Genomic DNA, 23,142 nt, shown 5'->3' on the forward strand with positions numbered 1-23,142 from the left:
TTTTTATGGATTGCCTCTCCAGCCCGAATCAGGGATAAAGAGCACTGTTTTTTCCAATGAGTGGAAATCCCGGAAATTGAAGTACAGAAAGCGCAGTAATGAGCGACGAAATAAAAACCACAAATTTTATTCACGATATCATCGATGCCGACATCGCGGCGGGTAAATACGAAACCATCGTCACGCGTTTCCCGCCCGAACCCAACGGCTACCTGCACATCGGCCACGCCAAGGCCATCACCCTCGATTTCGGCACCGCGCTCAAATACGGGGGCCGCTGTCACCTTCGCTTCGACGACACCAACCCGGAAGCCGAAGACATCGAATACGTCAATGCCATACAGGAAGACATCAAATGGCTCGGCTTCGACTGGGGCGAACACCTCTACTGGGCCTCCAACTATTTCGACCGGATGTATGAACTTGCGATTGAGCTGATCAAAAAAGGCAAAGCCTACGTCTGCCACCTCTCCTCGGAAGAATTCAAGGATTACCGCGGTGTACCGACCGAACCCGGCAAAGAACCGCCCGGCCGCAAAAACTCCATTGAGGAAAATCTTGCGCTTTTTGAAAAAATGAAAAACGGTGAATTCGAGGACGGCGCCTGTGTGCTTCGTGCCAGAATCGATATGGCTTCGCCCAACCTTCACCTGCGCGACCCCGCGATTTACCGAATCAAACACGCCCGCCATCACAACACCGGCGACAAATGGTGCATCTATCCGATGTACGACTTCGCGCACTGTATCGAAGACTCCATCGAAGGCGTGACCCACTCCATGTGCACCATGGAATTCGAGGTGCACCGCCCGCTTTACGACTGGATTCTCGAAGAACTCGGCGTTTTCCGCTCCCGCCAGTATGAATTTTCCAAACTGAACCTGACTTATGTCGTACTCAGTAAACGCCGGCTGCTTCAGCTGGTGAACGAAGGATATGTGTCCGGCTGGGATGACCCGCGCATGCCGACACTCTGCGGGATGCGCCGCCGCGGCTTCACCGCCGAGGCCATCAAAAAACTGTGCGAAGTGGTCGGCTGCACCAAATATGAAGGAATCACGGAAATCGAACTCTTCGAATCCATCATCCGCGACGACCTCAATGAAAACTCACTCCGGGCCATGGCGGTTGTCGATCCGATCAAAGTCATCATTGACAACTATCCCGAAGACCGTACCGAAGAATTCGAAGTTCCGAACCATCCGAAAAAAGAGGAACTCGGCACCCGCAAAGTCCCCTTCTCGAAAGAACTCTGGATTGAACGCACGGACTATATGGACGATGCCCCCAATAAATTCCGAGGGTTCACCGTCGGCCGGGAAGTCCGGCTGCGTGGCGCCTACCTCGCCACCTGCGACTCTGTTGAAAAAGATGCCGAAGGCAACGTGACGGTGCTGCACTGCACCTACGATCCGGAAACCAGGGGCGGTTCCGCACCGGATGGCCGTAAAGTCCGCTCCACCATCCACTGGGTTTCCGCAAAACATGCCGTCGATGCCGAAGTCCGGCTCTACGACCGCCTCTACACGGTCGAAAACCCGCTGGCTGATAAAGAGAAGGATTTCAAGGAATTCATCAATCCGGATTCGCTGAAAATCATTACCGCAAAACTGGAACCCGGACTGGCCCGGGCCGAACCCGGAACCCGTTTTCAGTTCGAGCGTGTCGGCTATTTCTGCGCCGACAAAGATCACACTCCGGGAAAACCGGTCTTCAACCGGACCATCACGCTGCGTGCACCCCGGAAAAACTGACCCGGAAATCACAGGAGACGTCACTGCCGGACTTGAACATCATGCAACCGTTGCGCGAAGTTAAACTCAACCTGCCCGGATCGCTCTATCTCCACAGCATGCCCGGAAAGGAAGAACCGCTGGCCGATTGCTTCCAGGCGTTGCAAGAGGCTTCGGTGAATGTGATCATCTGCCTGAACCCGATGCCGGAGATTGAGGCGAAATAACCGGATTACGCCAACGCCATTCAGAAGAATGGAATCCCCTTTGAATTCATTCACTTCCCGCTCGGAAACGGTGGCGTGCCGGAAGATACCGAAGCGTTTCTGAGTCTGGCGCGCGATACCGCCGAACAACTGAAAGGCGGAGCCGGTTTTCTGGTTCACTGCAAAGGCGGTGTCGGCCGAACGGGTACCATGGCCAGCTGCATCGTCGCCGCTCTGAACCAACCGCTATCGCTCGTCACCGATGCCGGCGGAAAAGCGGAAACCGACCGGCAGCGGGAACTGATTGCATCGCTGTAAAGTGCGCAAATTTGAATAAACGGGCAGACTGTATCCGCCCGTTCAGCGGTTCAGTCATTATCCGGGTCGTCCGGCAGAATAATGTGCAGCACCAGGTTGGCGATCATACCGACCAGTGCCGACAGACCGATGCCCTTCAACTCCACGCCGCCGATGGTGAACGACACCCCGCCCAGTCCGCAGACCAGAATCAGCGCCACAATAATCAGATTGCGGCTGCGGTTGAAATTCAGCTGCGCATTACTGATTGTACGGATCCCGACCGAGGCAATCATCCCGAACAGAATAAAACTCACCCCGCCCATCACCGCCTTCGGAATCGTCTGCAGAAAGGCCCCCACCGGACTGAAGATTCCCAGCAGAATAGCCACACCCGCGGCAATACGAATGACTGACGGATTATAGTTTTTCGTCACGGCCAGCACGCCGGTGTTTTCAGAATAGGTCGTATTCGGCGGTCCGCCGAACAGCCCCGAACACATCGTGGCCAGGCCGTCACCAAGCAGTGTACGGTGCAGACCGGGCTTTTCAAAAAAGTTCTTTCCAACCACCGCACCGTTGGTGGTGATGTCACCGATATGCTCCATCACAGAAACAACTGCAATCGGCATAATCGTCCCGATCGCCCCTGCACTGAATTTCGGGAATGTGAAATTCTGCGCACCGATCAGAATACCGGATCCCTCAGTCAGAGCCGTGTAATCCACGCGTCCCAATACCGCCGCCAGCACATAGCCGACAAATATGCCGATCAGGATCGGCACTAGCTTAAAGAAACCCTTCATAAAGCAGGAAACCGCAATAATCGTCAGAATCGCAACCCCCGAAAGCAGCCAGTCCGACGAAGCCATATTCACCCCGATCGGAGCCAGCGATAAGCCGATCACCATAATCACCGGACCGGTGACCACCGCCGGAAAAAGGCGCTTGATCACTTCCGCACCGCCAAGCCGCACGATTCCGGACATAATGACATATACGAGCCCCGCACAGATCACTCCCCCCAGCGCATAGGGCAGTCCGCTTCCATCTTCGCCGGCCACCGCTTTAATCGCACCGATAAAAGCAAAACTCGATCCAAGGAATACCGGTACCCCCCCGCCCGTCACTCCGTGAAAAATAAACGTGCCGATCCCTGCAGCCAGCAGCGCAACACTCGGATCCATCCCCGTCAGCGTCGGCATTAAAACCGTTGCACCAAACATGGCAAATACATGCTGGATCCCCAGAACCAGCTTTTTCGGCATCCCTATTTCTTCCATCACATTCTCCCTGTAGTTAAAGCCCGCGATTCTACACATTCCATACCCCCGGGAAAGCCCGCATCACAAAATCCAAACCCGCATAAGCTTGACGCCCATTACCGCTTTTTAGGAACCTCACCCCCTTTGAATTAAAGAAGGATGTACCCCAACATGACAACTGAGACACCCGCATTCGATCCCGTTCCTTTCGTATCGAAGGACCTCAATATATCCAGTCGACAGGTCGCTGCCGTGGCAAAGCTTTTTGCCGAAGGCAACACCGTCCCGTTTATTGCCCGCTATCGTAAAGAAGTGCACGGCAACCTCGACGAAGTACAGATTTCCGACATTCAGGAAAAGCTCACCTACTACAACACCCTTGAATCCCGCCGTCAGACCATTCTCAACTCCATTGAGGAACAGGGCAAACTGACGGATGAGCTGAAAAGGAAAATTGAGCAGTGCCACTCCAAAACCGGGCTTGAAGACCTCTATCTGCCTTACAAACCCAAACGCCGTACCCGCGCGATGATTGCCCGGGAAAAAGGCCTCGAACCGCTGGCGGAGCTGATTCTCGGTCAGGGAGCTTCCGGCCATGTCGAAACCGAGGCGTCCAGATTCATCAACAAAGAAAAAGAGGTTCTGACCCCGGAGGATGCGCTTCAGGGTGCGCGTGATATCGTGGCGGAACAGATTGCTGAAAAAGCGGAAATCCGCGCGCTGATTCGCGAAGCCTACTTCAAAACCGGCACCATCATTTCCGAACCCGCCCTTTCTTCTGAAAAAGATGAAAACTCAAAATACAAAGACTACTTCGATTTTTCGCAGTCCATTGAAGATATTCCTTCCCACCGCTACCTCGCCATCCGCCGGGGCGAAACCGAGGGCGTACTTCGCCGGAAACTGAGCATTGATGCAGAACCGCAAATAGAGCGGATGAAAGAACTGACCGGAGCCAACCCCGCCTCACCTTTTTTTCCTGAACTGGAAAAAGCCATACATGATGCTTACAAACGACTGCTCACCACCAGCGTTGAAATCGATGTCTCGGTTGAAATGAAAATGAAGGCCGACCGCTCGGCAGTGGAAGTCTTCGCCAAAAACCTGCGGAATCTGCTACTGGCCGCTCCGTATGGCGAAAAGGCGGTTATCGGCATCGACCCCGGTCTGCGTACCGGATGCAAATGCGTCGCGCTTGATGCCACCGGGAAATACCTCGACACCATCACCATCTATCTCGGACAGGGAGCGGACAAAGAAAAACAGGCCGGAATCAAACTTGCTGAATTCATTGAAAAACATCAACCGATGGCGATTGCGGTCGGTAATGGAACCGCCGGCCGCGAAACGGAAGCTTTTGTAAAATCGCTGCTCAAAGATATGCGTTCGAAAATCAGCGTGGTTTCTGTGAGTGAAGCCGGCGCCTCCGTCTATTCCGCCTCACCGATTGCACGCGAAGAATTTCCCGATCTCGACCTCACCATCCGCGGCGCCATCTCTATTGCCCGACGACTGCAGGACCCGCTGGCCGAACTCGTAAAAGTCGATCCTAAATCGATCGGCGTCGGCCAGTATCAGCACGACGTTTACCAGCAGCTCCTTAAAGACAAACTCGATGAAGTCGTCGTCAGTTGTGTAAACCACGTCGGAGTCGAACTCAACACCGCCAGTGCCCCTCTGCTCTCCCGCGTCGCCGGCATCGGCGACAGTCTGGCCAAAAAGATCGTGGCCTACCGCAATGAGCACGGCGCGTTCAAATCCCGCGAAGAACTGCTGAAGGTTTCCGGTCTCGGGCCCCGCGCCTTCGAGCAGGCCGCCGGATTCCTCCGCGTACGCGGCGGTGATAACCCGCTCGACGCATCGGCCGTTCATCCGGAACGATATAAACTGGTTGAACAGATTGCCGAAGATCTGGGCGAACCGCTTGAAAAACTGGTCGGGAATGTCGAGATCGTGAAAAAGATCAACATAGCCAATTATGTCTCAGAAGAGGTCGGCGAACTGACCCTGAAAGATATCATTGCCGAACTGAACAAACCGGGCCGCGACCCCCGTGAGCAGTTTGAAGAAGTCGGTTTCCGTGACGATGTCATGGAGATGAAAGACCTTAAAGAAGGAATGGAACTGAAAGGTATTGTGACCAATGTCACCGCATTCGGCGCCTTTGTCGATATCGGCGTGCATCAGGATGGGCTGGTTCACATTTCGGAACTCTCCAACCAGTTTGTAAAAGATCCGGCCGACGTGGTGCAGGCGGGCGACCGCATCAATGTCCGTGTTCTCGAAGTTGACCTGCAGCGCAAACGTATTTCACTTTCCGCGAAAAAGAAAAACGCGCCGAAAAATGCCCATGGCCGGAAACCGCGCGGAAATCAGAATCAGCGCCGCAACGCCAACAGACCGCGGAATGATAAAGGCCGGCCCGACAACCGGCCCCGCGGTTTCGTCAATAATCCCTTCGCCGACTTATAACTGAAGCGGATCGCCCGGCCGCCTCCCTCCATACCCATAGTTTGACCCCTGCAGGATCCCGTGTCACTATGGGTACAGGAGCAGAGGCTTCAGGAGGAGTATTATGGACGGATGGGAGTATTTTCGAAGCAACCTGTTGACGCTGGCGGCTATGGCCGCTGCATTCATCGTGGCGGGCGGAATCATCGCCAGCGCACACCATCTGCTGCTGGGCCGCAGAAAAAATATGGAGCAGGCCCGCCAGTTTCCCCGTCAGATCATTATGGTACTGGTGATCCTGTTCTGCACCATCGGGATTATTCTTGCACTGCCGGTCAGTGAATCGGCCCGGAATCAGTTAATCGGCCTGCTGGGTATTCTGCTCTCCGGGATGATCGCCTTTTCTTCGTCATCGGCCATGGCCAATCTCATTGCAGGCTTCCTGCTGCGGATAACCCGGCCGTTCCGCATCGGCGACTTTATCCGGGTGCAGGATCATTTCGGGAGGGTATCCGAAATGGGACTTTTCGATACCGAAATTCAGTCGGAAACACGGGAACTCATCCACATTCCCAATGCAGTTCTGGTGCGCAACCCCGTATCAACGACCCATCGTGCAGGTGCCCTGATCTCGGTGACCCTTTCACTCGGCTATGAACTTGACCATGCCAAGATCGAAAAACTGCTGATTCAATCCGCCGAACTGAGCGGGCTGAAGGATCCTTTTGTGCACATTATCGAGCTCGGAAACTTTTCGATTTCCTACCGGGTCTCCGGTGTCCTCGAAGAGCTGAAAGGCATGATCACGGCGAAATCCCGCCTGCATGCCGAAATTCTCGACACCCTTCACCGTGAAAACATCGAAATCATGTCCCCCGGTTATATGAACCAGCGTCGCCTTGACGAAAACCGGAAGGCCATACCGCCCTCTGTCTCCGTCGAAACCCCGTCCTCTGCCCCGGCGGCCGAAGAGATCATCTTCGACAAAGCCGAAGAGGCCGAACGTCAGGAAACTGAAAAGCAAACCTTACAACACAACCTCGAAACGCTGGAACAGGAGCTGAAAACCGCTGAGGGCGATGAAAAGAAAAAGCTCAAAGCACAGCTTCAGACCCTTTCGCAACGTCTGGATAATCTGAACAAGTCCGAAAACGAAGACCGCTGAGAACCTGCCCGCCCTTTTGCGGTCACCTTCATGCCATGTATGAATATATCCAAAGAGCAGAAGCTCATACGAAAAGGGATCAGGATTCCGCTTCTTCCAACGCGCAGGTCCGGTTCATCAGCGCGCGGTTGTAGGCCGAAATCATATCGTGGCGCGAGATGATTCCGTGCAGCCGGCGCCGGGTTTCGCGATCAACCACCGGCAGCTGTTCAATATTACGATAGCCGATTCTGCGCATCGCCGTATCCAGATTTTCCTCGGCAAAAACGGTGATAACGTCCGTAGTGGCCAGTTCCTTGACCACAACCAGATCCATCAGGTTGTTCTCGAAAACAACATCCATAAAATCCTGTACCGAAATAATCCCGGTCAATTCACCGGCGACGTTGACGAGCGGAAAATTGGTGTGCTGTGTGCGCTGAATAAAATCGGCGAATTCACGCAACGTCATATTTTCGGGAATGGTCTCAACGTGAGTCTGCATCACTTCACCCACCGTCAGACTCTTCATGATATTGCGCTCTTTCCCCGCCTCCAAATCAATACCGACACGGGTCAGTTCCACCGTTTCCAGACTCTCTTTTTTCAGATGCCGGGCGATAGCGGTACCGATCACACAGGTCAGCATAATCGGAATGATCAGCTCATAACTGTCGGTAATTTCAAAAAGCAGAAAAATGGCCGTCATCGGCGCATGAGTTGTAGCTGCAAGAAAAGCCCCCATACCCACCAACGCATAGGCTCCCGGAGAAAAAGCCGCCCCCGGTATCAGCACGGCCATCAAATGACCGAAAGCACCACCGGCAACGGCGCCGATAAACAGACACGGCGCAAAAAGTCCGCCCGGAAGCCCGGACCCAATGGTAACTCCCGTCGCAATCATCTTGGCCAAAACCAGCAGCAACAGCAGATGCCAGGCATACTGACCGGATAACACTTCGCCCATAAAATCATACCCGTTACCGAATACCTGCGGCAGAAACAGTCCGATCAATCCCACCACCAGACCGCCCATCACCGGCTTCGCCAGCTTCGGAAGTCTGGTGGCGTCGATGACATCTTTGATGCGGTAATAGATATTAATAAATACAGCGGCCAGTCCTCCGATAATGAGACCGAGCAGCAGATAGAGCCCCAGCTCCCAATAACTCTCCATCGTGTACGCCTGCACCACAAGCTCGGAGCTGTTGCCCAGCATCGCCCGCGAAAGTACCGTGGCAATACCGCTGGCAATTACGATCTGGGTGAAACTGACCACCTCAAACGACGAAAGCAGAACAATCTCAGTCGCAAAAAAAACACCGGCAATCGGTGCATTGAAAGTGGCGGCCACTCCGGCCGCAGCGCCGCAGGCCACCAGAACTTTAAGCTGGGAACCGCGAATTTTAAACAGTCGGCCGAGCTGGCTGCCGATGGTGCCGCAGATGACAGCAATCGGCCCTTCCTGACCGGCACTGCCGCCGGTACCCAGCGTAATAGCCGCCGCCAGACCTCGGGTAAACAGCGGTCTAAACGGAAGTTTGGCCCCTTTAAGATTCACGTTTACCAGAAAGCCGGCAAAACCGCCTTTGAGATCTTTCCCGAAAAAGATCCACATCGGAATCATCAGCAGCCCGCCGATCACCGGCATGAACACAACCAGCAGCCGTCTTAAATTCCACTCCTCTAAACTGATATCAAACAGCATCGAGGACTGTTCAACCACCAGCCAGTGAAACAGCTCAATGGTTTTACGGAACAGATAATTACCGAGTCCTCCGAGCAACCCGATAACTACGGCCAGCAGGGTCGCGAATGTGTTGTCGCTGATATTAAATCGATTCAGTGCAGCCCGGGTATTCTGATACAGCTTGCGTGAAAAAAAAATACGAACTCTCTGTCTGATTGCTGCCACGGAATCGACCTCTGCTGTCTACAGTGCCGAGGCGTTGAAAACGGCCTTTATTCAAGGCACTGTCTAAATGGTTGATAAATCACTTTTCAGGCGATGGAACGAACGCTCCGAAAAACCGGCCCGAAAAACGGTACGTGGCGAAACATCTACTCCAAGGCCGGGGTTGTGTCAAGATTGGGAAGAGTCCCCGTTCCGTCCGGAAAACTCTCCCCTCGGCACAGACCATGCGTTTATCAAAAACCAGGCAGCACCTCTCGGTGTACATTAAAGCAGTAAACCGGCACGCACTTCATCGGAAAGGTTCGGACTGCCGCATTCTGCAATAACCCTGAGCGCAAATTCAAAGGCCGTCCCCGGCCCCTGGCTTGTGATCAGATGCCCGTCGACCACCACAGGGTCGCTTACCGGCTGCACATTCGGCGGCAGATTCTTCTCTACACCGGGATAGCAGGTGAACGTCTTTCCTTCCAGTACTCCGGCTTCATTCAACGCCAATGCCGCGGCGCAGATGCAACCGAACCATTTTCCGGCGGCGTCAAAATCCTTCAGGGCCTGCTGCACACCTGCGTGCTTCATAAACGCTTCCGTCCCGCCGAAACCGCCCGGCAGCAGCAATACATCGAATTCGGCCGGATGAATATCATCCCATATCATATCTCCCACCAGTTTAACGCCGCGCGACGCCTCAACGGTACCGGGAGTCAGACTCGCCACGGTAACATTGAATTCCGCCCGGCGCAGCGTATCAATAATAATGACAGCTTCCATCTCTTCGGAACCGTTAGCAACAGGTACAAGTACATTCATGTTTACCTCCGTTTATGATATGCAACCACACACAACCGCGCATTCATACTTCACGGTTCATACATCACTCAATGACTTTTCTCAGTTCGTCGACAACTTGATCACGGATGGATGCTGCAACAGGTTCATCAAACGTTTCCTGTAGCACTTCCGTAAGTTTTTCACCTTTACAGACCACCACACCGTTTACATTCATGATGTCTTCCGGAAGTCCGGTTTTTAAAAAACAGAGCACAGAATGGACCGGAAGATCCCCGCATCCGGCATCATCGATAAAACGGATCAACTCGGCAGCTGCGTCCTTCACCTGTCTGAGCGGCGGCCTGCCGGGTTCTTTACCGCCGGGAAAAACCAGCCGCCCCTCCTTAAACTCCACCGAACCCTGCCAGTTCTTTGTTTCCACCACAAAAATGCCGGTCGGTGCCACGATAATGTGATCAAAGTTATGTTTTCCGCCCAGGCGGAGCCCATTAAACACCGTGTAATTTGATGGAAGAAAAGCCAGTTCGTGTGCCACCCACTCTTCCCCTTCGCCCCTTTCAGAAAATGGCCCAGCCGGCGCTCGCCCCATGCCAGCAGAATGGCGGTTCCTACGGCCAGAAGAAAAAAGAGAACGCCGACAGAGGATACACTCAGATAAGGAGCAGGAAACCAGGCGCGCAGCAGATAGCCGGTAACAAAGCAGATCACCAACAGCGGCCAGAACGCACGTAACAGACCCAGAACACGCGGCTCTTCACCGGGACTTCCATAGACCCGGGCAAACTGCGCACTTAACGATTTATCAGGAATTTCCATACGTCGTGACCATAGGCGATCGGATGGAGTGACGCAATCGAAGATCGGATTAAGCTTATTTTTACTCGTCCGGAACCCCCGGGAAAGTTATGAAGAAGCCTATTTAACGGAAGGATGAACATCATGGGAAACGGAACCTGCTGCACGCCCGGCGGAAAACGCTGCGGATGTGATGAAGGCCACCTCGGCAAACCCTTTCAACGGATTTCTACAGGATCAACCGATCATATGGTGCGCCTTGAAGGCGGCGTGTTCCTAATGGGGACCGATGATTCCATCGGTTACCCTGAGGATGGCGAAGGTCCCGTCCGGGAGGTCTCGCTTGATCCGTTTTATATCGATCAATATGCCGTCACCAATGCGGACTTTCAACGGTTCACCGAAGCCACCGGCTATGAAACCGACGCCGAGAAATTCGGATTTTCCTTTGTCTTTCACCTTCTGCTGCCCCCCAGTCTCAAACACACACTCGACCTGCTCGGCCGCAGCGTAACAGGCCTCGAATGGTGGTATAATGTAGAAGGTGCCGACTGGGCGCATCCGTTCGGACCGGATTCTGATTTAGAGGGATTGGAAAACCACCCGGTCACTCATGTTTCCTACCGTGATGCCCTCGCCTATTGCGAATGGGCCGGGAAGCGGCTGCCGACCGAAGCCGAAATGGAATATGCCGCCCGCGGCGGACTGGAAGGGAAACGCTATGTCTGGGGCGATGAGCTGATGCCGGAAGGAAAACACAGATGCAATATTTTTCAGGGCAAGTTTCCGAAATACAATTCCGGCGAAGACGGCTATATCGGTACCGCACCGGTCGATGCCTTTGAACCCAACGGCTACGGACTCTACAATATGGCCGGCAATGTCTGGGAATGGGTATTTGACTGGTGGAGTCCCGACTTTCATATTAACGGACCTCGTGAAAATCCAACCGGACCGCCAACCGGAGACCGCCGCGTTAACCGCGGAGGTTCCTACCTCTGCCACGAATCCTACTGCAACCGTTACCGCGTCGCCGCCCGAACCTCCAACACCCCCGATTCCTCTACCGGCAATCTCGGTTTCCGCTGTGTGCGGGACATCTAAAAGAAATGACGTTTCCCATACTTGGAAACGCCTTTCTGAATCCGCAGGAACGGAAGCTCCCGATTACAGACCCCGCTTTATTTAAATGCCCAGAACATGCTTCATGGCATCTTTCATCGTGTAGAGCTTTGCTTCCTTACCCGCAATCCATAACGCAGCCTGTAGGGCACCGATGGCAAAAACATCGCGGCTCGTTGCACGGTGCGACAATTCCAGCTGCTCACCCACTCCGGCAAACATCACCGTGTGGTCGCCCACAATATCGCCGCCGCGGATCGCATGAAAACCGATCTCTTTTTCCGGCCGCTCGCCCGGCATACCGGTACGCCCGTCAACCTGCGTTTCTTTAAGATCCCAGCCGTACCCATCCGCCGCCGCCTGTCCCAGCATCAGTGCTGTGCCGCTCGGCGCATCCTTTTTCTGGTTATGATGGCTTTCAATAACTTCAATGTCGTACCCTTTGTCTTTCAGTGACCGGGCACCAAGCTCAACCAGGTGGCAGAGCAGATTAATGCCCATGCTCATATTGCCGGAAAGTACAACCGGTGTTTTTTCCGCCGCCGCGTAAACGGCGGCCAGCTCTTCCTCGTTCAATCCCGTGGTTCCAATCACCCAGGCCGTACCCCATTCCGCAATATGCGCCGCATTTCCTGCGGTTCCGACATGCGAAGAAAAATCGATGATCACATCGGCATCCGGTCCGACCTCCTCAAGGTTTCCGGTCACATTGACCCCCGCCGGTTTACTGCCCGCCACCAAACCGGCATCCTTTCCATGGTCGGCTTCCCACAGATCAACAGCACCAACGAGTTCCAACCCCTGAACCTTTTCCTCCAGAATACAGCGGATCAGCGCTTTCCCCATGCGCCCGCAGGCTCCTTGAATTACAACTTTTACTGACATTACAACACTCCTGCAGCTTCAAGCGTTGCCCGCAGCACCGCTTTGTTTTCATCCGTCGTCGCACACATCGGCAGACGATAGGTTTCCTCAATCAAACCCTTCATAGCCATTGCGGCCTTAATCGGAATCGGATTGGTATCAATAAACAGATCATCGAAGACCTTTGCATATTGATCATGCAGTGCCTGCGCCTCTTCATATTGTCCATTCAGCGCAGCAGCCACCAACGCCGACACTTCTGCCGGTATGATATTGGAAGCCACGGAAATGACGCCGAGCGCACCTTCTTTTATCATCGGCAATGCAAGCGAATCATCGCCGGACAGCACTTCAATATCACACCGTTTTTTAATATCGGTAACACGCTGTACCGAGCCCGCCGCCTCCTTTACGGAAACAATATGCTCATGTTCTGCCAGCTCGACCACCACTTCCAATGGAATTTCCAGCGCAGACCGCCCCGGCACATTATAAAGAACCACCGGAACTCCGAGATCGGCCACGGCCGAAAAATGCTGAATCAGGCCGGAGTTGTTCGGCTTGTTATAATACGGCGTTACCTGCAGCGTACCATCAATTCCGAATTCCTTTGCAGCCGCTGTAAGTTCAATCGCTTCCGCCGTGGAATTAGCACCGGTACCCGCCATAATTTTTACCCGGCCGGCCGCAACCTCCGCTGCAGTCTTAATGACCTGAAGATGCTCTTTGGTATTGAGTGTCGGCGATTCCCCGGTGGTTCCTACCGGAACGATACCGGAAACGCCGCCTTCGATATTAAACTCAACCAGTTCGGCAAGTTTATCGAAGTCAACCTCACCCGTTACTGTAAACGGTGTGACCAGTGCGGTATAAACTCCTGTAAAATACATAGCCCTCTCCTTACGCCTCAAACGACGTCAGTCCGTCAAAATCCAATGTGGCAAAATAATCCTCCAGCGTTTCCGGCCGCCGGATCTGAACCACCTCACCATCTTCACGAAGCAGCAGCTCGGCGGAACGCAGTTTGGCATTATAGTTAAATCCCATCGAATGGCCATGGGCCCCCGCATCATGAATCACGACCAGATCGCCGACCTGCGGTTCCGGAATAGCCCGGTCGATGGAAAACTTATCATTATTTTCGCAGAGGGATCCCGTAACGTCACAGACAAAATCCGCCGGAGCATCTTCTTTTCCAGCCACCGTGATGTGATGATACGCACCATACATACCCGGCCGCATCAGGTTGGCCATACAGGCATCGAGCCCTACATATTCCTTATAGGTGCTTTTGCGGTGCAGCACCCGACCCACCAGATATCCATACGGCCCCGTAATCATACGTCCGCATTCCAAGCGGATATCCAGTTCTTTCAGCCCTTTTCCGGTGATGTATTCCTCGTACAGTTTTCTGACGCCTTCACCGAGTGCCTCCAGATCCACCGCTTCCTGTTCCGGTTTATACGGAATACCGATACCGCCACCGAGATTTACAAACTCAAATTCGATTCCAAGCTTTTCGCTCAGCTCACCGACCAGCTCAAACAGCATGTGAGCGGTTTCGATGAAATAGCCGACCTCCAACTCATTCGACGCCACCATCGTATGCAGTCCGAAACGTTTCACTCCTTTTTCTTTCAGGATACAATACCCCTCAAACAGCTGCTCGCGGGTAAAGCCGTATTTGGCCTCCTCCGGATTGCCGATGATGGCATTGCCTTCTTTCAGCGGTCCCGGATTGTAGCGGCAGCAGACCAACTCCGGCAACCCCGTATGTTCCTCCAGATATTCAATATGCGAAATATCATCCAGGTTGATTACCGCACCAAGCTCCATGGCTTTTTTAAATTCATAGGCCGGGGTATCGTTCGAAGTGAACATAATATCATCGCCGCGGATGCCCACTTCCTCCGACAGCACCAGTTCCCCCATCGATGAACAGTCAGCCCCGAAACCCTCCGCTTTCAGAATTTTCATCAGATACGGATTCGGTGCGGCCTTGACGGCAAAATATTCCTTAAACCCCGGATTCCAGGAAAAGGCCGCTTTCAGTCGCTTCGCATTATCGCGAATGCCTTTTTCATCATAAATGTGAAAGGGGGTTGGAAAACGCTTCGTCAGTGCTTCCAGTTCATCTTTGTTCAACGGGATCTTCTTTTCAGCCATATTTTTCTCCTAAAATCAATCGCGGGACTATACACGAACACACACCTTTTCCAATGTCCGGAAAACACAAAAAAAGGGTTTTTCCAAACCCGGAAAAACCCTTTCCAATGTCTGGAAACGCCGATCAGTTCTCTTTTTTCATGGAAGCCAGTACCCGCAGGCGCAGCGCATTCAGCTTAATGAAACCGGTTGCGTCGGACTGGTTATATCCGCCCGCTTCATCAAAACTGACGAGTTCCGGACTGTAGAGCGAATACGGAGATTTACGTCCGCACACATGCACGCCGCCCTTATAAAGTTTCACACGGACATCGCCGGTTACAGTTTCCTGACTCTGCGTAATCGCCGCCTGAAGCATTTCACGCTCCGGCGCAAACCAGAATCCGTTGTAAACCAGTTCCGCATATTTCGGGATAAAGCTGTCGCGCAGATGCATCACTTCCCGGTCCATACAAATGGACTCCAAGCCACGGTGCGCCGCCTGCAGAATCGTTCCGCCGGGCGTTTCATATACACCGCGGTCTTTCATGCCCGTGAAACGGTTTTCAACAATATCGATACGGCCGACCGCATGTTCACAGCCGAGTGCATTCAGTTTTTTCAGCAATGCTGCCGCGCCCAGCTTTTCGCCGTTCACCGCAACCGGAATCCCTTTTTCAAAACTGATTTCAACATATTCCGGTTCATCCGCCGCCTGACTCAGCGGTTTGGTCATGCACCACATATCCTCGTCCGGCTCGTTCCACGGATCCTCCAGAATACCGCCTTCAAAACTGATGTGCAGCATGTTGCGGTCCATTGAATAGGGCTTGGCCGCGGAAACGGTGGTCGGGACCCCTTTTTCCTCCAGATATTTAATCATATCAGAGCGCCCTTCGAACGGAAAATCCTCCGGCATACGCCACGGAGCAATAACCTTCACATCCGGTTTCAAGGCATAGGCGGTCAGTTCGAAACGAACCTGATCATTCCCCTTACCGGTGGCGCCGTGGCAGATCGCTTCAGCACCTTCAAGATTGGCGATATCGATCATACGTTTAGCGATCAGCGGACGCGCAATGGAGGTGCCCAGCAGATAGGTCCCTTCATAAATCGCATTGGCCTGCATCATCGGATAGATGTAATCAGCCGCAAATTCGTCCTGTACGTCATCGACATAGCACTTCACTGCGCCGTGCTTCAGCGCCTTTTCCTCAAGACCGTCCAGCTCTTCCTCCTGCCCGACGTTCGAACAGTAGCAGATAACCTCTGCATCATATTTTTCCTGCAGCCAGGTCAGCAGTACGGTCGTATCGAGACCTCCGGAATATGCAAGTACAACTTTCATCGTAAATCGTCCTTCCTATATTTAAATGCAACGCAACAGCTTAAAACGGAATATCGTCTTCAAATTCGTCAAAATCGGCCGGAACGTCTTTATCCGAAACCGGCGGCTGGTCATCGCTCCCCGCCGGAGCCGCCGCGCCGGACTCAATTTTCCAGGCCTGGAGATTATTAAAATAGCGCCCGTTATATTCGCGGCCGCGGATATCAAACGTTGCGGTAACTTCCTGCCCCACTTCAATGGAATCCAGCAGGCTCACTTTTTCCTGCACCACCTGCAGAATGATGTCCTGCGGATATTTCCCGTCCTCCACCGTAACCACAAATTCCCGCACCGTAAACCCGCTCGCAAAGGTTTTCGGCTCCAGGATCACCTTGACCTTACCGCTCAATTCATACGCCATCTTCCTATCTCCTTATTTCAAAACTATTCACCCATACCGCAACGACAGGGATTGGGCGACAGCCCGGCCATTTCGTCGTGCAGATCAGCACATGCTTCGCCGATCAGACGCAAAGCAAGATCAACTTCCTCCTGCTTCACATTCAGCGGGGGTAACAAGCGCAGAACATTACCCGCAGTCGCAAGGGCAAGCATACCTTTTTCCTGCAGTTTTTTCTGCAGAGGCGCCGACGGCACATCGAGCACAAGCCCCAGCAGCAGCCCCAGTCCGCGCACTCCTGAAATCCACTTTTTATGCTTCATCGCAATTTCACAAAGCCCTTCGGCAAAATATGCACCCATCATCCGGACATTTGACAGCAGCTCCTCCTCTTCGATTACCTCGATCACGGAAAGCGCAGCCGCACACGCCAACGGCGTACCGCCGAAAGTCGTGGCATGATGCCCCGGACGGAAAAGCCCCGCCAGTTTTTCGCCGGCCACAATGGCTCCGATCGGGAAACCGTTCCCCAGCCCCTTGGCCATCGAAAAAGCATCCGGAATGATATCATAGTTCTGAAACCCGAACCACTTTCCGGTCCGGCCCATGCCGGCCTGAACCTCATCGCAGAGCAGCAGAATCCCCCGTTCATCACAAAGTTCACGAAGACCGGAAAGGAATTCCCGATCAGCCGGAATCACACCGCCCTCACCCTGCAGGGCTTCAACCAGCACCGCAGCGGTTTTTGAAGTAATGGCCTCCTCCACCGACTGGAGATCATTGAAACCGGCATAAATAAATCCTTCCGGCAACGGCCCGAATCCCGTCTGCACCTTTTCCTGTCCGGTTGCCGTCAGTGTTGCCAGCGTCCGGCCATGGAATGACTGCCGCATGGTAATAATTTCATATTTTCCATGCTCCGATCCCCACAGCCGCGCCAGTTTAATCAGCCCTTCATTCGATTCCGCACCGGAATTCGAGAAAAAACATTTGGCCCCGGGGAGTCCCGAACACTCTACCAGTTTTTTCGCCAGAACCGGCTGTTTTTCATTAAAGAAAAGATTGGATACATGAACCAGCGTTTCCACCTGATCCTGAATGGCACGGACCATTTTCGGATGACAGTGCCCGATATTCGTTACAGCGATCCCCGACACAAAATCAAGATACTCATTGCCGTCTGCATCCCACACGCTGGTCCCCGAACCTTCAACCAGGGCCAGCCCCGGCGCATAGGTGGACATCAGGTAATCATGATGTAAACGTTCGATTTCCCCTGCGGTCATTTCTCTACTCCGTAATTTCGGTTCCCACACCCTCTGATGTAAACAGCTCCAGCAATAAGGAATGCGCCAGAGAAGAATCAATAATATGAGCCTTTCTAATGCCCGATTTCACCGCCCCGACCATTCCTTTGATCTTTGGCAGCATACCGCCCGCAATCACTCCGCGCTCAATCAGCTCGTCCACCTCACTGAGATGAAGCGATGAAATAACCGACGATTTATCCTCCGGATCCAGCAGCAATCCCGGAACATCTGTCAGAAAGACCAGCTTCCGGGCTTTCAGCGCAACCGCCACAGCCGTTGCGGCATCATCGGCATTAATATTGTAAAGATGCCCGTCAGGACCTTGACCGAGCGGAGTGATCACCGGAACAATTTCAGATTTCAGATAGGCCTGAATAGGTTCAATATCCACATGGGTCACCTTACCGACATAGCCCCAGTCCACCGGTTCATTATTTCCGTCGATACCCTCCAGTTTTTCTACGCTGATAATATCTTCACCATGAATCCCGCGCGCTTTGCCCTGAAACTGCTGGATAATCTCCACAAGATGCGGATTCACCTCATGATTCAACACCTGTTCCACCACCTGTACGGTAGCTTCATCACTAACCCGCAGCCCCTGCACAAAATTCGGCGCAATATCCGCCTCCTTCATCGCCCGCGAAATCGCCTTGCCGCCACCATGTACCACAACCGGATGCATACCGATGCATTCCATAAAAGCAATATCCTGCATGATGCGGCTGTAGCCCTCTTCACTCTCCATAATGCTGCCACCCAGCTTCACCACCACGGTCTCACCACGGAACTGCTGGATAAACGGAAGGGCTTCAATCAGCCCTGCGGCTTTTTCGATATATCTTTCCATTAAACTTCTCTTCCTGAGCCGTAACTCACAAATCAATAATTGATGCGCACATATTCCTCTGTGCAGTTGCAGGTATAAACCACGGCCTCCCCGTCCCCAATGTGCAGATTGATGGTTATAGCAAAATCAGTCTGCGAAACCACCTTAATCAAATCCTCTTGTGCAACCCCTGAATGACAGCCACCGGCTACCGCCTGCATATCGTCATAAAAAATATCCACCCGCTCTTCGACAACCTTTGCCTTTGAATAGCCGATGGAATCCATAATCCTGCCCCAGTCCGGGTGCGTTCCGGCCCAGGCCGTTTTGTTCAGCATGGAATTGGCCACTGCCCGGGCCGCCAGCTCCGCATCCTCATGCGACGCCGCACCTTTCACCTGTACGGTTACAAATTTATCCGCACCCTCACCGTCGTGCACAATCATCATTGCCAACTCAAAACACACACTCTCCAGAGCTTCGGTAAATACGCTCCAATCACGCGAATGTTCATTCAACGGCGGATTTTCCGCCGCACCGTTGGCCAGCGCCAGCACGGTATCGTTGGTACTCTGGTCCCCATCAATCGAAATCCGGTTGAAACTTCCATCGACCGCCTTTTTCAGCGCGGCCTGCAAAGCATGCTGCTCTACCGCTGCATCCGTTGTGATGTATGACAGCATCGTGGCCATATTCGGCTCAATCATCCCGGCGCCTTTGGCAAAACCGACAATCTTCACCGGTTTATCCCCGATATTCAATTCGGCAACAGAAACCTTCGGCCGCGTATCCGTTGTCATCATTGCTTCGGCGCAGCCCTGAACATTCCCGGCTCCGGCCGACTCAAAAAGCGTTTTAATACCCGGAATAATTTTATCCAGCGGCAACTGCGGACCGATCTTGCCCGTGGAACAGACAAAAACCTCCTGCGGCTCGCAGCCGATCACCCTGGCCGTCTCAGCCGCCATATCCTTGGCTGCAACCAGCCCCTCCGAGCCGGTACATGCATTCGCAATTCCGCTGTTCATCACAATTGCACGGGCCACGCCGTGCGCTAAATGCGCCCGGCACACCTTGACCGGTGCGGCACAAATCTGATTCGTCGTAAACACACCGGCCGAGGCGGCGGGCTTCTCCGAAAGGATCAACGCCATATCTTTTACACTCGCCGGTTTAATTCCGGCGGCAATACCTGCGCATTTGAAGCCTTTCGGCAAATGGATTTCTGAATACATGTTCCGTTCCTTTACTTCCAATGATTGGAAGACGGATTAAAAAGTTTTTCCAGTGGTTGGAAAACAAAAAAAGCCCCCCGGCTTCGGGAGGCTTTGTTTCGTTCGCAGTTCGCAACGATTAACGTTTGGAGAACTGGAAGCGTTTACGCGCACCCGGCTGACCCGGTTTTTTACGTTCTTTCATTCGCGAATCACGCGTCAGGAAACCGGCCTTTTTCAGAACCGCCTTCAACTCATCATCGGAAGCGGCCAGCGCACGGGACACCGCATGAACCACAGCATCGCACTGACCGGATTTGCCGCCACCCTTAACGGATGCAATAACATCGTATTTACCGGTCACACCGGCCGCCTCGAAAGGCTTCTTGAGCATTTCCTGCTGAAGGGCGGTGTTGAAATATTTATCAGACTCAAGGCCGTTAACGGTGATGGAACCGGAACCCTCAGTCATGCGTACACGTGCAACAGAAGTCTTGCGACGTCCGGTTGCGGCTAATGTCAGAGTATCTTTTGCCATGATCAATTATCCTGCTTAGAAGTTGAGGGCCAGTTCTTTCACCTGCTGCGCCGCATGCGGATGCTCACCGCCGGCATAGACCTTCAGACGCTTGAGCGTCTGACGGGACTGACGGTTGGCCGGCAGCATGCCTTTAACCGCCTGGGTGATGATACGTTCCGGATTCTTTTCGCGGATGTCTTTGGCCTTTGTTTCAGTGCGGCCACTGGAGTATCCGGAATAATCCTGATAGATTTTGTTATTCTCTTTGTTGCCGGTCAGCTTAATTTTATCAGCATTAACCACAACAACAAAGGCGCCGGTGTCAACGTGCGGCGTATAAGTAGGCTTGTCACGACCACGAAGCGCGTCGGCAATAACCACAGCCAGACGGCCAGCCGGCTTGTCGGTAGCATCGACAACATACCAGTCGCGTACAATGTCAGCCTCTTTGGGCATAAAAGTTTTCATTTAAATAGTCCTCTAGCGTTGTTCGGTAAAAACACAAGGTGGGGGAAGTTATAGAAGCGGCATGGTCATGTCAACCCCTGTAAGCAAGAAGTTTCCGGTTTTTCCGCCCCCCGTAAACCTGCTATAAAATCCGCCATGCAGTGGAAACTCACCAATACCCGCCCCCGCAGAAGACCATCCTGGCTTGGTTGGCTGCTGATTACAACCCTGCTTACAGCAATCTGCAGCGGCACCCTGGCCAACCTCTACCCCTTCCTTTCGCCGGAAAAAACACCTCATAAAGGACTTATGGTCATTGAAGGATGGATTCACGACGGCGCGCTCGACGAAGCCATCACCCTATTCCACCACGGCGACTACGACAAAATCGTCTGTACGGGCATACCCATTGAGACCGGCAGCTACATCCAGCAGTTTAAGTCCTACCCCGAAATGACCGCCCGGCGCCTGCGTACAATGGGGATTCCCGAAGAAAAAATCATCGTGGCCATCGCCGATTCCGCCAAAAAAGACCGCACCTACATGTCAGCCGTCGCCCTGCGCGAAGCACTGATTACTCACAAACTCCGGCAGACCGATCTACATCTGATTTCCGTCGGCGCCCATGGCCGCCGCAGCCGTATGCTTTTCCGGAAAGCACTCGGGCCGGAATACAGCATCGGCGTCACCTGCCTCAACCCGGCCGCTTATGAACCGGAAAACTGGTACAAGTGCAGCGAAGGCGTCCGGGAAGTGATCGGTGAAACCATTGCCTACCTTTACGCCAAATTCCTTTTTCACCCCTGATGAACCCTTCTGAACATAATCCTCTGCTATGGCTCACCGTTCTGGCCCTTACAGAACAGGCCACCCGCGACTGGCTCACCGGTCTCTACAACCGCCGCTACTTCGAAGAGACGCTGACCGACCATATATCCGCAGCGCGGCGCTACGACCGGCCGCTCAGCCTCGTCCTCTTCGACATTGACCGTTTTAAACAAATCAACGACTCGGCGGGTCATGCCGCCGGCGACACCGCACTCAAATCCTTCGCTGAAATTCTGAAGTCCACTGCCCGCGCTGCCGATATTCTCTGCCGGTTCGGCGGCGATGAATTTGCCGTGATCCTTCCCGAAACCGATGCCTCCAATGCCTGGAAATTTGCCGAGCGTGTCATGGCCAGACAGAAAAACCCCACCGTCACTACCGGCGTCGCCGCTCTGCCCGCAGCCGATCTCGTCAAAGAAGCTGACGCGGATCTGATGATCAGAAAAGCAGAATCCCGGCAATCGCCGAACCAATGACCAGCCAGACCGGACTGACATTCCATTTGGCGACCAGAACCAGCGCCACGACCGTAATCCCCGCTGCAGCCCAGCCCGCCACCGCGACCCTGCCGATCTGCCATGCAGCAGCGGCGATCAATCCAACCACCGCCGGGCGCAGCCCGCTGAAAACCGCCTGCGTGCCGCTGCGTTCGTAAAAACGAAAAAAACAGAGCGCAAAAAGGAGCACCAGAATCAGGCCCGGCAATGCCACCGCCAGCGTAGCTACCAGTGCTCCCGGAAGCCCGCCGGTTTCATAGCCCACAAACGTCGCCATATTGATAGCAATCGGCCCGGGCGTGCTCTGCGAAATGGCAATCATATCCACAAACCGCTCAGTCGACATCCAGCCGCGCCGCTCCACCTCCTGCTGCAGAAAAGAAAGAATCGCATAGCCGCCGCCGAAGGCAAAACTGCCGATCACAAAAAAGGCATAAAAGAGTTCGAAGAGAATGGTCATGAGCCACCGCCCCCGGTCTTACGAAACAGAATCGCCCCGAGGCATCCGCCGAGCAGGATCATCAGTACCGGATGCACGCCCGCGAAAACAATCAGCACAAACGATCCGGCGGCAATGCCAAGAGCAGGAAATGTTGAGATCGATTTTTTTCCCACCTGCCAGACCGCCATCACAATCAACGCGACCACTGCGGCACGAATACCCGCAAAGGCCTTCTGCACCCATGGGTGGTCAAACCACGGCGAAAGAAAGGCTGCCACCAGCAGAATAACAATCAGCGACGGTGCAGCCATACCCGCCGCCGCAAAAACGGCACCCGCAAAACCGCGCTTACGAAAACCGATCAGCGTGGCGGAATTCATGGCGATAATGCCGGGAATGGACTGACCGAGTGCATAGTAATCGACCATCTCCTCAGCCGAAATCCACCCCTTTGCATCCACGACCTCCGCCTTCATTAACGGAAACATGACATAGCCACCGCCGATCGTGACAGCGCTGACTCTTAAAAAGGCAAAAAAAAGTTCCAGCAGTCCGGGGCGCACAGCGCTTCCGGACTCTGGAACTTCAGATTTCATTTCGGC

Annotated in this window: 23 protein-coding genes; 7 read left to right on the top strand and 16 right to left on the bottom strand. The window is 53.6% G+C overall.

The genetic code is table 11. From position 1 onward, the window contains the following. Nucleotides 1-98 precede the first annotated feature (98 nt). Both EGM51_11315 and EGM51_11320 read left to right on the top strand, forming a co-directional pair. Entirely contained in the window at nucleotides 99-1,754 is a 1,656-nt protein-coding gene (locus EGM51_11315) for a glutamine--tRNA ligase/YqeY domain fusion protein (GenBank protein QBG47957.1), read from the top strand. Between the two features lie 224 nt (nucleotides 1,755-1,978). Beyond that, nucleotides 1,979-2,257, top strand: coding sequence for a hypothetical protein (locus EGM51_11320; protein ID QBG47958.1), 279 nt, complete (start codon nucleotides 1,979-1,981; stop codon nucleotides 2,255-2,257). Between the two features lie 50 nt (nucleotides 2,258-2,307). Here the strand turns inward: EGM51_11320 and EGM51_11325 are convergent, their stop codons facing one another. Then, entirely contained in the window at nucleotides 2,308-3,519 is a 1,212-nt protein-coding gene (locus tag EGM51_11325; protein QBG47959.1) for a uracil-xanthine permease, read from the bottom strand. Between the two features lie 153 nt (nucleotides 3,520-3,672). Between EGM51_11325 and EGM51_11330 the strand changes: the two genes are divergently transcribed. Both EGM51_11330 and EGM51_11335 read left to right on the top strand, forming a co-directional pair. Then, the gene (locus EGM51_11330; GenBank protein ID QBG47960.1) at nucleotides 3,673-5,973 is read left to right on the top strand and encodes an RNA-binding transcriptional accessory protein; all 2,301 of its coding nucleotides are present in this window, start codon (nucleotides 3,673-3,675) and stop codon (nucleotides 5,971-5,973) included. Nucleotides 5,974-6,076: 103 nt separating this feature from the next. Further along, on the top strand, nucleotides 6,077-7,117 hold the full coding sequence (locus EGM51_11335; GenBank protein ID QBG47961.1) for a mechanosensitive ion channel: 1,041 nt from the start codon (nucleotides 6,077-6,079) through the stop codon (nucleotides 7,115-7,117). Between the two features lie 79 nt (nucleotides 7,118-7,196). Here EGM51_11335 and EGM51_11340 read toward each other — a convergent pair whose 3' ends face one another. The 3 genes from EGM51_11340 to EGM51_11350 all read right to left on the bottom strand — a co-directional run bounded on the left by EGM51_11340 (nucleotide 7,197) and on the right by EGM51_11350 (nucleotide 10,389). Further along, entirely contained in the window at nucleotides 7,197-8,966 is a 1,770-nt protein-coding gene (locus tag EGM51_11340; protein ID QBG49300.1) for a chloride channel protein, read from the bottom strand. A gap of 309 nt (nucleotides 8,967-9,275) precedes the next feature. Next, a complete protein-coding gene (locus EGM51_11345; protein QBG47962.1) occupies nucleotides 9,276-9,818 on the bottom strand; it encodes a DJ-1/PfpI family protein in 543 nt (180 codons plus the stop codon). Nucleotides 9,819-9,882: 64 nt separating this feature from the next. Beyond that, nucleotides 9,883-10,389 carry an NERD domain-containing protein gene (locus EGM51_11350; protein QBG47963.1) on the bottom strand — a complete coding sequence of 169 codons (507 nt, stop codon included), beginning with the start codon at nucleotides 10,387-10,389 and terminating at the stop codon, nucleotides 9,883-9,885. 341 nt (nucleotides 10,390-10,730) lie between these two features. Here EGM51_11350 and EGM51_11355 point away from each other — a divergent pair, with 341 nt between their 5' ends. Next, a complete protein-coding gene (locus tag EGM51_11355; GenBank protein ID QBG47964.1) occupies nucleotides 10,731-11,699 on the top strand; it encodes a formylglycine-generating enzyme family protein in 969 nt (322 codons plus the stop codon). A gap of 81 nt (nucleotides 11,700-11,780) precedes the next feature. On the opposite strand, the gene EGM51_11360 is transcribed toward EGM51_11355, so the two are convergent. The 10 genes from EGM51_11360 to EGM51_11405 all read right to left on the bottom strand — a co-directional run bounded on the left by EGM51_11360 (nucleotide 11,781) and on the right by EGM51_11405 (nucleotide 20,794). Then, nucleotides 11,781-12,602 carry a 4-hydroxy-tetrahydrodipicolinate reductase gene (locus EGM51_11360; protein ID QBG47965.1) on the bottom strand — a complete coding sequence of 274 codons (822 nt, stop codon included), beginning with the start codon at nucleotides 12,600-12,602 and terminating at the stop codon, nucleotides 11,781-11,783. Then, nucleotides 12,602-13,471, bottom strand: a complete 870-nt coding sequence (locus tag EGM51_11365; GenBank protein ID QBG47966.1) for a 4-hydroxy-tetrahydrodipicolinate synthase — start codon at nucleotides 13,469-13,471, stop codon at nucleotides 12,602-12,604. The genes EGM51_11360 and EGM51_11365 overlap by 1 nt, the downstream gene beginning before the upstream one ends. 10 nt (nucleotides 13,472-13,481) lie before the next feature. Further along, complete coding sequence (locus tag EGM51_11370; GenBank protein QBG47967.1) at nucleotides 13,482-14,747, bottom strand: diaminopimelate decarboxylase; 1,266 nt, start codon at nucleotides 14,745-14,747, stop codon at nucleotides 13,482-13,484. A gap of 124 nt (nucleotides 14,748-14,871) precedes the next feature. Beyond that, on the bottom strand, nucleotides 14,872-16,074 hold the full coding sequence (locus EGM51_11375; GenBank protein ID QBG47968.1) for an argininosuccinate synthase: 1,203 nt from the start codon (nucleotides 16,072-16,074) through the stop codon (nucleotides 14,872-14,874). Between the two features lie 40 nt (nucleotides 16,075-16,114). After that, nucleotides 16,115-16,474: a DUF3127 domain-containing protein gene (locus tag EGM51_11380; protein QBG47969.1), complete on the bottom strand. Its 360-nt coding sequence runs from the start codon at nucleotides 16,472-16,474 to the stop codon at nucleotides 16,115-16,117. Between the two features lie 23 nt (nucleotides 16,475-16,497). Further along, nucleotides 16,498-17,739, bottom strand: coding sequence for an aspartate aminotransferase family protein (locus EGM51_11385; GenBank protein QBG47970.1), 1,242 nt, complete (start codon nucleotides 17,737-17,739; stop codon nucleotides 16,498-16,500). A 4-nt stretch (nucleotides 17,740-17,743) separates the two neighbouring features. Beyond that, a complete protein-coding gene (gene argB / locus EGM51_11390) occupies nucleotides 17,744-18,613 on the bottom strand; it encodes an acetylglutamate kinase (GenBank protein ID QBG47971.1) in 870 nt (289 codons plus the stop codon). Nucleotides 18,614-18,645: 32 nt separating this feature from the next. Next, nucleotides 18,646-19,827: a bifunctional glutamate N-acetyltransferase/amino-acid acetyltransferase ArgJ gene (gene argJ / locus EGM51_11395; protein ID QBG47972.1), complete on the bottom strand. Its 1,182-nt coding sequence runs from the start codon at nucleotides 19,825-19,827 to the stop codon at nucleotides 18,646-18,648. 118 nt (nucleotides 19,828-19,945) lie between these two features. Beyond that, nucleotides 19,946-20,344 carry a 30S ribosomal protein S9 gene (locus tag EGM51_11400; protein QBG47973.1) on the bottom strand — a complete coding sequence of 133 codons (399 nt, stop codon included), beginning with the start codon at nucleotides 20,342-20,344 and terminating at the stop codon, nucleotides 19,946-19,948. Nucleotides 20,345-20,359: 15 nt separating this feature from the next. After that, nucleotides 20,360-20,794 (bottom strand): 50S ribosomal protein L13, encoded by a 435-nt coding sequence (locus EGM51_11405; protein ID QBG47974.1) that lies wholly within the window; start codon nucleotides 20,792-20,794, stop codon nucleotides 20,360-20,362. Nucleotides 20,795-20,929: 135 nt separating this feature from the next. Between EGM51_11405 and EGM51_11410 the strand changes: the two genes are divergently transcribed. Together EGM51_11410 and EGM51_11415 are read left to right on the top strand one after the other, a co-directional pair. After that, nucleotides 20,930-21,580 carry a cytosine deaminase gene (locus EGM51_11410; protein QBG47975.1) on the top strand — a complete coding sequence of 217 codons (651 nt, stop codon included), beginning with the start codon at nucleotides 20,930-20,932 and terminating at the stop codon, nucleotides 21,578-21,580. Then, nucleotides 21,580-22,077: a GGDEF domain-containing protein gene (locus EGM51_11415; GenBank protein ID QBG47976.1), complete on the top strand. Its 498-nt coding sequence runs from the start codon at nucleotides 21,580-21,582 to the stop codon at nucleotides 22,075-22,077. The genes EGM51_11410 and EGM51_11415 overlap by 1 nt, the downstream gene beginning before the upstream one ends. Here the strand turns inward: EGM51_11415 and EGM51_11420 are convergent. Together EGM51_11420 and EGM51_11425 are read right to left on the bottom strand one after the other, a co-directional pair. Beyond that, nucleotides 22,040-22,558, bottom strand: coding sequence for a chromate transporter (locus EGM51_11420; GenBank protein QBG47977.1), 519 nt, complete (start codon nucleotides 22,556-22,558; stop codon nucleotides 22,040-22,042). The two genes, EGM51_11415 and EGM51_11420, sit on opposite strands and share 38 nt — an antisense overlap. Beyond that, nucleotides 22,555-23,136 (bottom strand): chromate transporter, encoded by a 582-nt coding sequence (locus EGM51_11425; GenBank protein QBG47978.1) that lies wholly within the window; start codon nucleotides 23,134-23,136, stop codon nucleotides 22,555-22,557. The genes EGM51_11420 and EGM51_11425 overlap by 4 nt, the downstream gene beginning before the upstream one ends. Nucleotides 23,137-23,142 lie beyond the last annotated feature (6 nt).

The sequence above is a fragment of the Verrucomicrobia bacterium S94 genome, from assembly GCA_004299845.1.
GTDB lineage: Bacteria > Verrucomicrobiota > Kiritimatiellia > Kiritimatiellales > Pontiellaceae > Pontiella.